This window comes from Micromonospora arida, assembly GCF_042873195.1.
Lineage (GTDB): Bacteria > Actinomycetota > Actinomycetes > Mycobacteriales > Micromonosporaceae > Micromonospora > Micromonospora arida.
Genome location: NZ_JBIALC010000001.1, coordinates 872,177 through 885,808, shown reverse-complemented (window position 1 = coordinate 885,808; position 13,632 = coordinate 872,177). Strand labels below are relative to the sequence as shown.

Here is a 13,632-nt window from a genome sequence, read left to right as displayed (position 1 = left end):
TCTAGACTCGGCGGTGCGTCGGGGGACGCCGTGGCGGTGAGGGGGCGAGGGCGGATGGACCGGGTCGATGTGGCGGGCCGGGTCGACGGGCGCACCGCGCGCGCCGAGCGGACCCGCGCGGCCATCGTCGAGGCGCACCTCGCGCTCATCTCCGAGGGCGACCTCCGCCCGACCGGGGAACGCATCGCCGAGCGGGCCGGCATCTCGCTGCGCACCCTCTGGACCAACTTCAAGGACATGGAGACGCTCTTCGAGGCCAGCGGCGCGGAGGTGCTCCGCCAGCAGGACGCCGCCTACCGGCCGATCTCGACCGGGCTGCCGTTGGCGAAGCGGGTCGACGCGTACTGCCGGCAGCGGGCTCGACTGCTCCAGCTCATCGCGCCGTCGGCGCGTGCCGCCCAGATGCGTGAGCCGGTCTCCGAACAGCTGCACCGCAACCGTCTCAAGCACATCGAACGGGTCCGCGACGAGGTCGAGGAGCTCTTCGCCGTCGAGCTGGCCGAGGCCGGGCCGGGGCGGGAGCAGTTGCTCAACGCCCTGGTGGCGGCGAGCACCTGGCAGGCCTGGTCGATGCTGCGCTACGGGCTCGGTCTCGGCGTGGACCAGGCCCGCGCGGTGATGGCCCGGACCGTGGGCGCCCTGCTGGCCGAGGTCGCGCCCGACTGATTCCGGCCCGGCCCGATATCGCCCCCTCTTTCCATTCGGTTTCCGATGGGTAACACTGGCAGGCATGGTTACTGCATCAAGAGTGCAACTAACCGTGCTGCGTGGCCGGGACGACGAGTGCCGGGCTGTCCGGAGCCTGCTCGACGGCATGACCAACGCCGGCGGTGCCCTGCTGTTGCGCGGAGAGCCCGGATCGGGCCGGACGGCGCTTCTCGGCTACGCCCATCGGCACGCCGAGAGTGGCTGCACAGTGCTCGCCGGCAGCGGGCTCGCCGAGGAGGCCGCCCTGCCGTACGCCGGCCTGCAACGTCTGGTCGACCCGGTGCTCGACCGGGCCACCGCGCTCCCCGGCGAGCAGCGCCAACTGCTACGGCGCGCACTGGGCGGGGAGAGCTGCCCCGCCGACCGGCAGCTGACCCTGTCGATGGCGGTGCTCGGTCTGCTCGCCGCCGCCGCCCGGGACCGGCCGTTGCTCGCCACGATGGACGACATCGACCGAGGTGATCCGCAGACCGCGCAGGTGCTGGCGTTCGTGGCCCGCCGACTGCGGCACCTGCCGCTCGCCGTCCTGCTCACCGCGGACGTCACCGCCAACCTCGACGGGATACCGGCACACCGACTGCGCGCGCTGACCGAGCACGAGAGCAACGCCGTCCTCACCGATCGACTCGATCGGCTGACCGGGCGCGAGGGCGGCGACCGGCTCCCCGACCGGCCAGCCGCGTCGGCCCTGACCGCGTTGGCCACGATCGGCGGCGGCAACCCGCAGGCCCTGGTGGACCTCGCCGAGGTGCTCACCGCGGGGCAGTGGCGGGGCGAGGAGTCGCTGCCCGCCGCCCCACCGGCGGACGGAGCGCTGGGTCGCGCGTACCGCGCCCGGCTGGACCGGCTGCCCCCGGAGACCCGGCGGGTGCTGTTGCTCGCCGCGCTCGACGAGGACGGCGAGCCGGGCACCCTGATCCGGGCCGCGGCCGCCGCCGGCACCGAGGTCGAGGCGCTCGCCCCGGCGGAGGTCGCCGGCCTGGTCCGCGTCGAGCAACGCGGCGTCACCTTTCCGCAGCCGCTGGTGCGCACGATGATCGCGGCCAGCGCGCCGCTGGCGGAGCGCCGCGCGGCGCACCGGCTGCTCGCCGAGGTGCTGGTCGCGGACGGGCAGCGGCTCCGCCGGGCGATGCACCTCGCCGCCGCGACCGCGGGTGCCGATCCGGCCCTCGCCGCCGAGCTGGAACAGGCGGCGGTCGGCGGACCCGACGGCTGGGCTGCCGCCTCGGCGGCCCTGCGGTGGGCCGCCGAACTGAGCGACCATCCGGGGCTGACCGCCACCCGTCTGCTGACCGCAGCCCGCTATGCCTGGGCCGGGGGGCAACCCGACGAGGCCCGGCTGCTGCTCGACCGCCTCCGCACGGTCTGCGTCGACCCGGTCGTTCGAGGCCGCGCCGACCTGCTCCGCGGTGAGCTGGAGTTGCGCTGCGGCACCGCGTCGAGTGCGTCGGCCACGCTGCTGGCTTCCGCCGCGGCGGTGGACGGCACCGACCGCGCCCTGGCGTTGACCGGGCTGGTGCGGGCCGGCGAGGCGGTCTGCTTCACCGGCGACCAGTACCGGTACGCCGAGGTCGGCCGGCGGGCGCTGGCGTTGCGGCGCCCAGACGACCCGCCGGCCCTGGAGGTCATGGGCTGTCTGATCGCCGGGGTGGCGGCGACCCTGCGGGGCGACCACGAGCGAGCCGGGCCCGCGCTGCGCCGCGCCGTGGTGCTGGGCGACCGGCTGACCGGTTGGGCGTTGACCCCCACCGCACTCAGCTGCGCCGCGGCGGCCGGACTGCTGGTGGCCGTGGACGGCGCGGCCCACCGGCTCGCCGAACGCGCCGTCGAGCTGGCCCGGGAACGGGGTGAGCTGTCCATGCTGTCGCGGGCGTTGGAGCTGAGGGCGGTCGCCGAGTACTGGCTGGGCCGACACGAGGCGGCGGCGGAGACCTCCCGCGACGGGCTGCGCGTCGCCCGGGCAACCGGGCAGGTCAACTGCGCCGCCGTCCATCTGGGCATGCTCGCCGTCCTCGCCGCGATCCGGGCTGATCGGGAGACCAGCCTGCGGCGGATCCGTGAGATCGGCGAGTCGCCGACGCCGGGCAGCCGCCCGCACGCGCTCGCCGCGTGGGCCCTGGCGGTGCTCGACCTGGTCGACGGCCGGCATGCCGAGGCAGCGGAGCGGTTGGCGTCGCTGGCTCGGCTCGGCATGCGTCGAGGTCAGGTCCTCGTGCAGGTGATGGCCACCCCGTACCTGGTGGAGGCGGCGGCGCACCTGGCGCACCGGCCGGCGGCGACGGCCGCGCTCGCCGCGTTCGACAGGTGGGCCAGCAGCACCGCGAGCCCGTTGCGCCGGGCCCTGTCCGCGCGGTGTCACGCACTGCTCGCCCCTCGGGGCGGCGCCGAGGCGGAACGGGACTTCCAGGCGGCGCTGCGCCTGCACCCGACCGAGGCCGGCACGTTCGAGCGGGCCCGCACCGAACTGCTCTTCGGCCAGGAGTTGCGCCGCAGCCGACGCCCTCGCGACGCGCGGACGCACCTGCACCAGGCCCGCGAGATGTTCAGCCTGCTCGGAGTGGAGTGCTGGGCCGAGCAGGCCACCACGGAGCTGCGGGCGGCCGGGGAGTCGATCGGTCCGCCGGACCTGCCCGCGGCGCGGTTGTTGACCGGCCAGCAACTGCGGATCGCCGAGTTGGTCGCCGAGGGCGCCACCAACCGGGAGATCGCCGCCCGGATGTTCCTCTCCACCCGTACGGTCGACCACCACCTGCGCAACGTGTTCCACCGGCTGGGCATCCGTTCGCGGACCGAGCTGGCCCGCGCGTTCACCGCCGAGCGGCACGTCGGTCTGGCGTCCGACCGGTGACCGTCCGGTCTGGACGCGTTTAACTATCACCGCTAGTTTGAGCGTCATGGACCTCACCCTCTCCGCCGAGCAGGCGGCGGTCCGCCAGCTGGCCGCCGAGTTCGCCGACCGCGAGCTGCTGCCGCACGCGGCCGCCTGGGATCGCCGCGAATCGGTCGACCCCGCCATCGTCGGCATGCTCGGTGACCTGGGCTTCCTGGGGCTGACCATCGCCGAGACCGACGGCGGTTCCGGCGGCGACCACCTCGCGTACTGCCTGGTCCTGGAGGAGCTGGGCCGGGGCGACTCAGCCGTGCGTGGCATCGTCTCGGTCTCCCTCGGCCTGGTGGCGAAGTCGATCGCCGCGCACGGGAGTGCGGAACAGCGGGCCGAGTGGCTGCCGAAGCTCTGCGACGGCAGCGCCCTTGGCTGCTTCGCACTGACCGAGCCGGACAGCGGCTCGGACGCGGCCGCCCTGCGCACCCGTGCGGTCCGCGACGGCACCGACTGGTTGCTCACCGGCACGAAGACGTTCATCACCAACGGCACCACCGCCGACGTGGCGCTGGTCTTCGCCCGCACCGGCGGCCCCGGGCACCGAGGAATCACCGCGTTCCTGGTGCCCACCGACAGCCCCGGGCTGACCCGGCGGGAGATCCACGGCAAGCTCGGCCTGCGCGGTCAGGCCACCGGCGAACTGGGCTTCGACGAGGTGCGCGTGCCCGACACGGCCCGCCTCGGCGCCGAGGGCGCCGGATTCCGGCTGGCCCTGGCCACCCTCGCCAAGGGCCGGATGTCGGTGGCCGCCGGGTGCGTCGGCATCGCCCAGGGCTGCCTCGACACGGCGGTCGGCTACGCCGGGCAGCGCACCCAGTTCGGCAAGCCGATCGCCGGGCACCAGCTCGTCCAACAACTGCTCGCCGCCATAGCGGTGGACACCGCCGCCGCCCGGCTGCTGGTGTGGCAGGTGGCCGACCTGATCGACCGCGGCCAGCCGTTTGCCACCGAGGCGTCGATGGCCAAGCTCTTCGCCAGTGAGGCCGCCGTCCGCGCGGCCAACAACGCGGTCCAGGTCTTCGGCGGGTACGGCTACATCGACGAGTATCCGGTCGGCAAGTATCTGCGCGATGCCCGGGTGGCCACGCTCTACGAGGGCACCAGTCAGATTCAGCAACTCCTCATCGGACGCGCGCTCACCGGCGTCAACGCCTTCTAACAGCTGTAGGGAGATCCGGCATGAGAGTCTTCACCTCCTTCGAGGAGTTGGCCGCCGCGACCGGCGAGAGCCTCGGGCCCGGTCCGTGGCAGCGCGTCGAGCAGAGCCGCGTCGACCTCTTCGCCGACGCCACCGACGACCACCAGTGGATCCATCTCGACCCGGTCCGAGCCGCGGCGGGGCCGTTCGGCGGGACGATCGCCCACGGGTACCTCACCCTGTCGCTGTTGCCGGCGTTGGCGAGCGGGCTCTACCGGGTCGAGGGGGTGGGGATGGGCGTCAACTACGGGCTGAACCGGGTGCGCTTCCCCGCGCCGCTGCGGGTCGGCGCCGCCGTACGCGCCACCGCCACCATCGCCGACGTGACGCCGGTGAGCGGCGGTGTGCAGCTGGTCGTGACGGTCACCGTGGAGAGCGACAGCGGCGGCAAGCCCGTCTGCGTGGCCGAAACCGTGAGCCGGCTCTACCGCGCTGTGGAGCAGTGACCGCCAAGCCCGGCGAGGGCTGGCCGAGGTGCGCGGTGCCGCGTTCCTGCACGGCCTCCTGAGCGCCTCCGCAGGCTGACGGGGCGGCGACGGATTCCGTCGCCGCCCCTTTCTGCTCGGTTCGCCGGAGGGTGGGTAGCGGTGCCGCCCGGGTCCAGGAGCCCGCGGGTGCGGCGACGTGCACAACGGCGCCGGCCTCGCGGTGGTGAGCGCCCGCCAGGGATCGGCGATGGCGGGCGCTCACCATCCAATCCGCCCGAGCCACCGATTGTCCGGCGCCGAGCCAGCGGGCCCGGCACCGCGACGGGTGGTGTCAGGCGACCGTGCAGGCGGTGCCGTTCAGGGTGAACGCGGACGGACGGCCGGTGCCACCCGTGTGGGTTGCCTGGAAGCCGATGTCGACCGAGGTGTTCGGCGCGATCGTCGCGTTGTAGGAGACGTTGCGGGCGGTCACCGCTCCGCTGGACGGGGAGTAGGTGGCGTTCCAACCGCTGGTGATGCTCTGCCCACTGGGCAGCGTGAACGCCAGAGCCCAACCGTTGACCGGCGTGCTGCTCGTGTTGGTCACCGAGACCGACGCGGTGAGACCGCTGTTCCAGGCGTTGACCGTGTACGCGACGCGGCAGTCACCGGACGGCGGGGGAGTGGTCGGCGGCGGCGTGGTGGGCGGCGGAGTGGTCGGAGGAGTGTCGCCCCCGATGCTGCCGGGCACCGCACGGAGGGCGTCGTACCAGGCGGCGGCCATCTTGCGGTAACCGGTGGCGTTCGGGTGCACCCCGTCGGCCAGGTCGCTGAGCGTCAAGGCGCTATACATGTCGACCAGGTGTACGCGTTTACCGGCGGCGGCCCTGCTCTGCACGATCCCCGGGATCGCGGCGTTGTAGCCCCGGACCTGGTTGTCCGCGCCGGACTTCGGGATGATCGTCGCGACGAACACGTCCGCGTTCGGGGCGGTGTTGGTGATCCGGTCGACGAGCGTGGCCAGCCGGGACGGGGCACCGGACGTGTCGCCGTACATGTCGTTGGTGCCGATGTGCAGGAGCACGGTCCGCGGGTTCGTGGCCCGCAACCAGTTCACCACGTTGGCGTCGATCTGGGCGATCGTCCAGCCGGAATGGCCCTGGTGGTCGTGGTCGCCGAGGCTGGCTGGCCCGTTGAACTGGGAGCCGACGAAGTCGATCCGGTAGCCACCGGACGTGAACCGCTGCCACAACTCGATCCGGTACCCGCCAGGAACGTTGAATCCGTCGGTGATCGAGTCGCCGAGCGGCATCACGCGTACGCCGCCGTTGGATTCGGCGCTCGCGGGAGTGGTCGCGATCGGTACGGCCGCGACCATGGCGGCGACGGTGGCGAGGGCCGTCCACCATCGACGGGCCCGCCGGGGCCTCGACGTCGGTGCGCTGCCGGTCGGTGTGGGAGGGACGGGTTGGCCAAGCGTTGGACTGCGCATAGGACTTCCTCTGGTGGGGTGCGCGACATTGGCGGCCACTGGGAAGAGGGCCGCCGCCATGACGCGATACGCGGAGGTGGGGTGCGCGGCACGACCAAGAACCCGGACGTTTGCACTGGTGGTCGTCGCGGTGTGGCGGGCGCCGGCCGTCGAGGATCTGGCGCGACGAACCGATGAGCCGTGGCGGAGGTGTGCCCTGCACCTCGCCTGACGCACCATAGCGTGTTATCGCTAACATCGGCAACGCATCAACGTTCGACAATGCTTCGGAGTGAACCGCTCATCTGCGGGCGGGGTGGAGCACCGAGCCTAGCCAGCGCAGCTGACGCCGGACGTGGACGGCCTCGCCGCCCTCATGGCCGTTGAACGGGTAGACGTGCATCTCCCGCTCGGGCGGGACCGGCCTCCCGTTCGCGGCGCCGTAGTGGTTGTAGGCGGCGAAGGCGGTTCGCGGTGGGCAGACGGTGTCGCGTTGGCCGACTCCGAAATGTGCCGGTGCCGTCGCCCGACGCGCGAAGCTCACGCCGTCGACATAGGACAGGGTGCGCCACACCGCCTCCTCGACCTCCCGGTGCACCGCCAGGTACCGGGCGATCTCGCCGTACGGCGCGAGGTCGGTGAGCGCGACGGCCCGGCGCATGTCGCACAGGAACGGGGCGGTGGTCAGCACCGCGCTGAGATCCCCGACGAGACCCGCCACCGCCAGTGCGATGCCGCCGCCCTGGCTGTTGCCGACCACGGTGACCTGGTCACCCTCGACCCCCGGCAGCGCGCGGACCGCCTCGACCGCCCGCACCGCGTCGGTGATCAGGCGGCGGTAGTGGTAGTCGCGTGGGTCGAGGATCCCCCAGGTGACCGGCCAGGGCCCGCCGGGCGCGCCGTGCGGGTCGGGGGTGTCCCCGGCGCCGTGCTGCCCCGCCTGGCCCCGGTTGTCCATCAGCAGGTGCGCGTACCCGGCCACCGCCCAGGTCGGCCGTTCGTGGGGCAGGCCGCGCCCGCGACCGTAGCCGGCGTACTCGACCACGGCCGGCAGCGGCTCTTGAACACCGGCCGGGCGGGTGTACCAGGCCCGGACCGGGTCACCGCCGAAGCCGGCGAACGTGACGTCCCAGGAGTCGAGCAGCCGCAGGTCGGTGGGTTCGGGGCGGACGTCGACGAGCACCGGCACGGCGGCCGCCTCGGCGAGTGTGTCCCGCCAGAACTCGTCGAAGTCGTCGGGTTCGGCGACCTCGGGTGCGTACCGCTGAAGGTCGTCGAAGGTGGAGGCGGAGTGGGGCACGGGTCCTCGCAGGGGCCGGGGTCAGTGCGGGTGGGCGGGGGGCGCGGTGCTCTCCCGTAAGACCAGCTCGGTCACCAGGTCGATCCGGCTGGTCGCCGGTGCGTTCCCCCTGGTCAGGTCGAGCAACATCTGGGTGGCGATGCCGGCCATGTCGCGCAACGGCTGGTTGATCGTGGTGAGGGCCGGGTCGGTCCAGGCCGAGACCGGCAGGTTGTCGTACCCGATCACCGAAAGGTCCTCGGGCACTCGCAGGCCGCACTGGCGGGCGGCCCGGAGCACCCCCATGGCCTGGATGTCCGACCCGGCGAAGATCGCCGTGGGTCGGTCCGGCCGCTGGAGCAGTTGCAGCCCGTGGGCGTGCCCCGCTCCGGCGGAGAAACTGCCGTAGCGGATCAGCTCGCGGTCGACCACTATCCCGGCTTCGTCGTGGGCCGACTGGAAGCCTGCGGCCCGGGCTCTGCTGCACAGCACGTCGGGTGGCCCGGAGATGATGGCTATCCGCCGGTGCCCCAGCTCCAGCAGGTGCCGGGCGGCGAGCAGACCGCCGTTCCAGTTGTTCGACCCGACGGTCGGCACGGAGGCCGAGGTGGCGCTGTCGGTGTCGACGACGACGAACGGAATGCCCTGCCGGCGCAGGTGCTGCTGTTGGGCCTCGGCCAGGTGGGAGAGGACGAACACCACGCCCAGGGGGCGGTCGGCGAGTAACGCCTCCAGCCATCGTGCCGGCGGCCGGTGCGCGCCGTCGAGTTGGGCGATCGACAGCCCGATGCCGGCGGCGGAGGTCACCGCCTCGACGCCCCGCAGGATCTCCATCGCCCAACCCGTGTCGAACTCGTGGAACACGAGGTCCACCCGGCCGCCGCTGGTCGCCTGTCGCCGGGCGCGGCGCTGGTACTGGTGGCGGTCGAGGCTCGCCTCCACCCGGGCTCTGGTGCCGGGGGCGACATCGCCGCGTCCGTTGAGGACCTTGGACACGGTCGCGACCGAGACGCCGACATCGTTGGCGATGGTCGCGATGGTGGTGGAGGCGGGTGGGTCGAGCGGGCGGTGCTCTGTCATCGCGGCCTCATACAACATCCGAAAGTTTCGGGCGACCTTAACACGATGAGACATTCACGCCAGTGGGTGCCGCAGCCGGGCTCTCCACTCGCGGGTCACTGCGCGGCTCATCGGCCACGGAGTGCCGACTGCGGGGTCACCGTGTGCAGGAAACGTCGCCTGGTAGTCCGATTGAGACCCTTGACAGGTATCGATGCGCCACTTAGGTTGCCGAAAAGGTTACGCAGGTTTCCGGAAAGTTTCGGATCGTGAGAAACGTCCGCCACGGAGCTGGTTCGACCAGGGCACGGGGATGTGGCCGGAGCTAAGGGGTCATGGCATGAGAAGTCAGTCGCTCGGGGACGACGGCGCCGCGCCGTGGCGTGATCAGCGGCTGTCGCCGACCGAGCGAGCCGAGGCGCTCCTGCCGAAGATGTCCCTCGAAGAGAAGATCGCCCAGCTCGTCGGGGTCTGGGTCGGCGCCGACGCCAGTGGCGAGGGCGTCGCACCGCACCAGTCGGACATGCTCGGCGAGTTGCCGCCGTGGAGCACTGTCATCCAGTACGGGTTGGGTCAGCTGACCCGCCCGTTCGGCACCGCCCCGGTCGACCCGGTGTTCGGCGCCCGGTCGCTGGCGGCGTCGCAGGCGCAGATCGTGGCCGCCAGTCGGTTCGGCATTCCGGCGCAGGTGCACGAGGAGTGCCTCACCGGGTTCGCGGCGTGGCGGGCCACCGTCTACCCGACTCCGCTCAGCTGGGGCGCGTCCTTCGATCCCGAACTGGTCGAGGCTATGGCCGACCGGATCGGGCGGTCGATGCGCGCCGCCGGTGTGCACCAGGGCCTCGCCCCGGTGCTGGACGTCACCCGGGACTACCGCTGGGGCCGTACCGAGGAGACGATCGGCGAGGACCCCTACCTGGTCGGCACGACAGGTGCAGCCTACGTGCGGGGCCTGGAGCGGGCCGGCGTGGTGGCCACGCTGAAGCACTTCGCCGGCTACTCCGCCTCCCGAGGCGGACGCAACCTCGCGCCGGTGCCGATGGGTCGCCGAGAGCTGGCCGACGTCATCCTGCCGCCGTTCGAGATGGCGCTGCGCCTCGGCGGGGCCCGCTCGGTGATGAACTCCTACGCCGAGATCGACGGCCTGCCCGTCGCGGCCGACCGCGGGCTGCTGACCGGGTTGTTGCGTGACGAGTGGGGCTTCACCGGCACCGTGGTGGCCGACTACTTCGCCGTACGGTTCCTACAGACCCTGCACGGCGTCGCCGGGAATGCCGCCGACGCGGCCCGGCTCGCCCTGCGGGCCGGGATCGACGTCGAACTGCCCACTGTGGACGCCTTCGGTGCACCGTTGGTGGAGGCGGCTCGCCGCGGCGAGGTCGACGAGGCGCTCATCGACTGTGCGCTGCGTCGGGTGCTGATCCAGAAGATCGAGCTCGGTCTGCTGGACGAGGGCTGGCAGGAGCTGCCGGACGACGTGGCGTCCCTGCGCTTCGACGACGAGGCCAGCCAGGACATCGCCCTTCGCCTGGCCCGGGAGTCAGTCGTCCTGCTGCGCAACACCGGCGTCCTCCCGCTGCCCGTGGGCAGCCGGGTCGCCCTGGTCGGCCCGGCCGCCGACGACCCGATGGCCATGCTCGGCTGCTACTCGTTCCCCAATCACGTGGGCATCCACCACAGCGAATTCGGGCTCGGCCTGGACATCCCCACACTGCGCGACGAGTTGGCCCGACGCGTCCCGCTGCTCACCCACGAGCCGGGCTGCGCCATCACCGGCGAGGACACCTCGGGCATCCCGGCCGCGGTGGCCGCGGCCGCCGCCGCCGACGTGTGCGTGCTGGCCGTCGGCGACCGGGCGGGAATGTTCGGCCGGGGCACCTCCGGTGAGGGCTGCGACGCCGTCGACCTGCGACTACCCGGTGTGCAGAGCGACCTCGTCCGCGCCGTCCTCGCCACCGGCACCCCGGTCGTCCTGGTGTTGATGGCCGGCCGCCCGTACGCGCTCGGCCCGGAGTTCGACGGCGCGGCGGCCGTGGTGCAGGCGTTCTTCCTCGGCCAGCTCGGTGGGCAGGCACTCGCCGAGGTGCTCACCGGCGCGGTCGAACCCTCCGGGCGGTTGCCGGTCAGCGTTCCCCGCGACGCCGGCGGGCTGCCGAGCACCTACCTGGCGCCGCCGCTCGGTCGGCGCAACAAGGTCTCCTCGATCGACCCGACCCCGGCGTACCCGTTCGGGCACGGGCTGAGCTACACCACCTTCGAGTGGTCCGACGCGACGGTAATCGAACCGCGCGAAGATCCGACCGCCTGGCCGGTCGACGGCGAGGTACGGGTGCGGATCACCGTCGCCAACACCGGTGAGCGGGCCGGCACCGAGGTCGTGCAGCTCTACCTGCACGACCCGGTCGCGCAGACCACCCGTCCGGTGGTCCGGCTGATCGGCTACACCCGGCTGCCGTTGGCTCCCGGCGAGGTGGCGCACGTGACGTTCGGCGTACCGGCCGATGTGGCGTCGTTCACCGGGCTGACCGGCCAACGGATCGTCGAGCCCGGCGACGTCGAGCTGCGGTTCGGCCGATCGAGCGGCGACGTGGCGGCGGCTCTGCCGCTGCGGCTGGTCGGCACCGAGCGCGAGGTCGGTTTCGAGCGGGAGCTGCTCACCTCGGTGCGGGTCGAGCCCCTCGTGGCCGTTCCACAGTCGGCATAGGAGGCCACGGATGACATCCACTCTGCGGCCACCACCGCCGGCGCCGCCGACCTCTCCGCAGCACGCCCAGAGCCCCGCCCCGCGCTCCCCACGACGCCGTCGCAGTTGGCGCCAGGCACTGCGCCGGGACTGGCAGCTCTACTCCCTCGCCATCCTGCCGCTGCTGTTCTTCCTGGTCTTCCGGTACCTGCCGATGATCGGCAACATCATCGCGTTCCGTCGGTTCAAGCCGGGCGGCAGCATCTTCGGTGAGTACTGGGTCGGGCTGCGCTACTTCCGGATGTTCCTCACCGACCCGACGTTCTGGGAGGTGTTCACCAACACCCTGGTGCTCGGGACGCTGACCCTGCTGTTCTGTTTCCCGCTGCCGATCGTGCTGGCGCTGCTGCTCAACGAGGTCCGGGCCCGCCGCTTCAAGCGGTTCGTCCAGTCCGTGTCCTACCTGCCGCACTTCCTGTCGATCGTGATCGTGGCGGCGATGGTCATGCAGTTGACCTCGATCGAGGGCACCGCCAACCAACTCGTCACCCTGTTCGGTGGCGACCCGGTGCCGTTCCTGCAGAGACCGGAGTGGTTCCGCACCATCTATGTCTCGTCCGAGGTCTGGCAGACCGTCGGGTGGGGCACGATCCTCTACCTCGCCGCCCTCACCACCATCGACGAGGACCTGTACGAGGCCGCCCGGATCGACGGCGCCGGCCGGTTGCGGCAGACCTGGCACGTCACGTTGCCGGGCATCCGTCCGACGATGGTGACCTTGCTGATCCTCAACATCGGCAGCTTCCTGGCGGTTGGGTTCGAGAAGATCCTGCTGCTCTACAACCCGTTGACGTATCCGACCGCCGACGTGATCTCCACCTATCTGTTCCGGATGGGCTTCCAGTCGAGCAACTTCAGCTACGCGGCCGCCATCGGCCTCTTCGAGGCGGTGATCGGGCTGATCCTCGTCCTGTCGGCGAACGTCATCTCCCGTCGCACGGTCGGGACGAGCCTGTGGTGACCCTCGGTACGAAGATCGACGCCCCGACGACGCGCGGGCCGGTGGACAGCCGGGGCTACCGGATCTTCCGGGTGGTCAACACGATCGTCCTGCTCGGCGTCGTGGTCGTGACGTTGTACCCGTTTCTCAACATCGTGGCCCGGTCGCTCAGCGAAGAGGCGTACATCATCGCCGGCAAGGTGACCATCGTCCCGCGTGGGTTCGACCTGACCGCGTACAAGCTGCTGATGTCGGACGCGATGTTCTGGACGAACTACCGCAACACTGTGGTGTACACGGTGGTCGCCACGCTCATCTCGATCGTACTGACCACGTGTTACGCGTACGTGCTGTCGAAGCCGCAGCTCAAGGGTCGCCCGTTCCTCATCGGTGTCGCGCTGTTCACCATGTTCTTCTCCGGTGGCCTGATTCCCAACTACGTGCTGGTCACCAGCCTGGGCATGAAGAACACCATCTGGGCCGTGGTGATCCCCAATGCCATCAGCGTGTTCAACCTGCTCGTCATGAAGGCGTTCTTCGAGAGCCTGCCGAGCGAGTTGGAGGAGGCGGCAGCGGTCGACGGGCTCAACACGTACGGCACCCTGCTGCGGATCGTGCTGCCGTTGTCGAAGGCGATCATCGCGACGATGGTGCTTTTCTACGCGGTCTCCTTCTGGAACTCGTGGTTCACCGCGTTCCTCTACATCGACCGGCAGGATCTGCTGCCGGTCACCGTCTACCTCCGCAACCTCATCGCGGGCGCCACCAGCGCCGAGTCGGCCGCGGCCGACGCCGACAAGGTCCAGGCCGCAGCCACCCTCCAGGCCGTGACGATCGTGCTCACCACCCTGCCGATCCTGGCGATCTATCCCTTCGTTCAGCGGTACTTCGTTCGCGGCGTGATGCTCGGCGCGGTCAAGGGATGACGCCGGGCGCCGCACCG

10 protein-coding genes are annotated in these 13,632 nt (G+C 71.6%); 7 read left to right on the top strand and 3 right to left on the bottom strand.

The genetic code is table 11. The annotated features are described in order from the left end of the window. Positions 1–54: 54 nt before the first annotated feature. The 4 genes from ACFYP0_RS04255 to ACFYP0_RS04240 all read left to right on the top strand — a co-directional run bounded on the left by ACFYP0_RS04255 (position 55) and on the right by ACFYP0_RS04240 (position 5,236). Positions 55–666, top strand: coding sequence for a TetR/AcrR family transcriptional regulator (locus tag ACFYP0_RS04255; RefSeq protein ID WP_356975245.1), 612 nt, complete (start codon positions 55–57; stop codon positions 664–666). Between the two features lie 64 nt (positions 667–730). Then, complete coding sequence (locus ACFYP0_RS04250) at positions 731–3,556, top strand: AAA family ATPase (protein WP_356975247.1); 2,826 nt, start codon at positions 731–733, stop codon at positions 3,554–3,556. Between the two features lie 46 nt (positions 3,557–3,602). Next, positions 3,603–4,751, top strand: coding sequence for an acyl-CoA dehydrogenase family protein (locus ACFYP0_RS04245; protein WP_356975249.1), 1,149 nt, complete (start codon positions 3,603–3,605; stop codon positions 4,749–4,751). A 20-nt stretch (positions 4,752–4,771) separates the two neighbouring features. Continuing rightward, positions 4,772–5,236, top strand: coding sequence for a MaoC family dehydratase (locus tag ACFYP0_RS04240; protein ID WP_355500219.1), 465 nt, complete (start codon positions 4,772–4,774; stop codon positions 5,234–5,236). A 313-nt stretch (positions 5,237–5,549) separates the two neighbouring features. Here ACFYP0_RS04240 and ACFYP0_RS04235 read toward each other — a convergent pair whose 3' ends face one another. The 3 genes from ACFYP0_RS04235 to ACFYP0_RS04225 form a co-directional block, all read right to left on the bottom strand. Then, complete coding sequence (locus tag ACFYP0_RS04235; RefSeq protein WP_357004860.1) at positions 5,550–6,575, bottom strand: cellulose binding domain-containing protein; 1,026 nt, start codon at positions 6,573–6,575, stop codon at positions 5,550–5,552. Positions 6,576–6,969: 394 nt separating this feature from the next. Next, positions 6,970–7,968 (bottom strand): acetylxylan esterase, encoded by a 999-nt coding sequence (locus ACFYP0_RS04230; protein WP_386994298.1) that lies wholly within the window; start codon positions 7,966–7,968, stop codon positions 6,970–6,972. Between the two features lie 21 nt (positions 7,969–7,989). After that, positions 7,990–9,027 carry a LacI family DNA-binding transcriptional regulator gene (locus ACFYP0_RS04225; protein WP_124860196.1) on the bottom strand — a complete coding sequence of 346 codons (1,038 nt, stop codon included), beginning with the start codon at positions 9,025–9,027 and terminating at the stop codon, positions 7,990–7,992. A 319-nt stretch (positions 9,028–9,346) separates the two neighbouring features. Between ACFYP0_RS04225 and ACFYP0_RS04220 the strand changes: the two genes are divergently transcribed. The 3 genes from ACFYP0_RS04220 to ACFYP0_RS04210 are packed head-to-tail and all read left to right on the top strand — an operon-like array spanning position 9,347 to position 13,615. Beyond that, a complete protein-coding gene (locus ACFYP0_RS04220) occupies positions 9,347–11,710 on the top strand; it encodes a beta-xylosidase/alpha-l-arabinosidase (RefSeq protein WP_386994294.1) in 2,364 nt (787 codons plus the stop codon). Positions 11,711–11,720: 10 nt separating this feature from the next. After that, on the top strand, positions 11,721–12,710 hold the full coding sequence (locus tag ACFYP0_RS04215; RefSeq protein ID WP_124860200.1) for an ABC transporter permease: 990 nt from the start codon (positions 11,721–11,723) through the stop codon (positions 12,708–12,710). After that, positions 12,707–13,615 (top strand): carbohydrate ABC transporter permease, encoded by a 909-nt coding sequence (locus ACFYP0_RS04210; RefSeq protein WP_244219128.1) that lies wholly within the window; start codon positions 12,707–12,709, stop codon positions 13,613–13,615. The genes ACFYP0_RS04215 and ACFYP0_RS04210 overlap by 4 nt, the downstream gene beginning before the upstream one ends. The last annotated feature ends 17 nt before the right edge of the window (positions 13,616–13,632 follow it).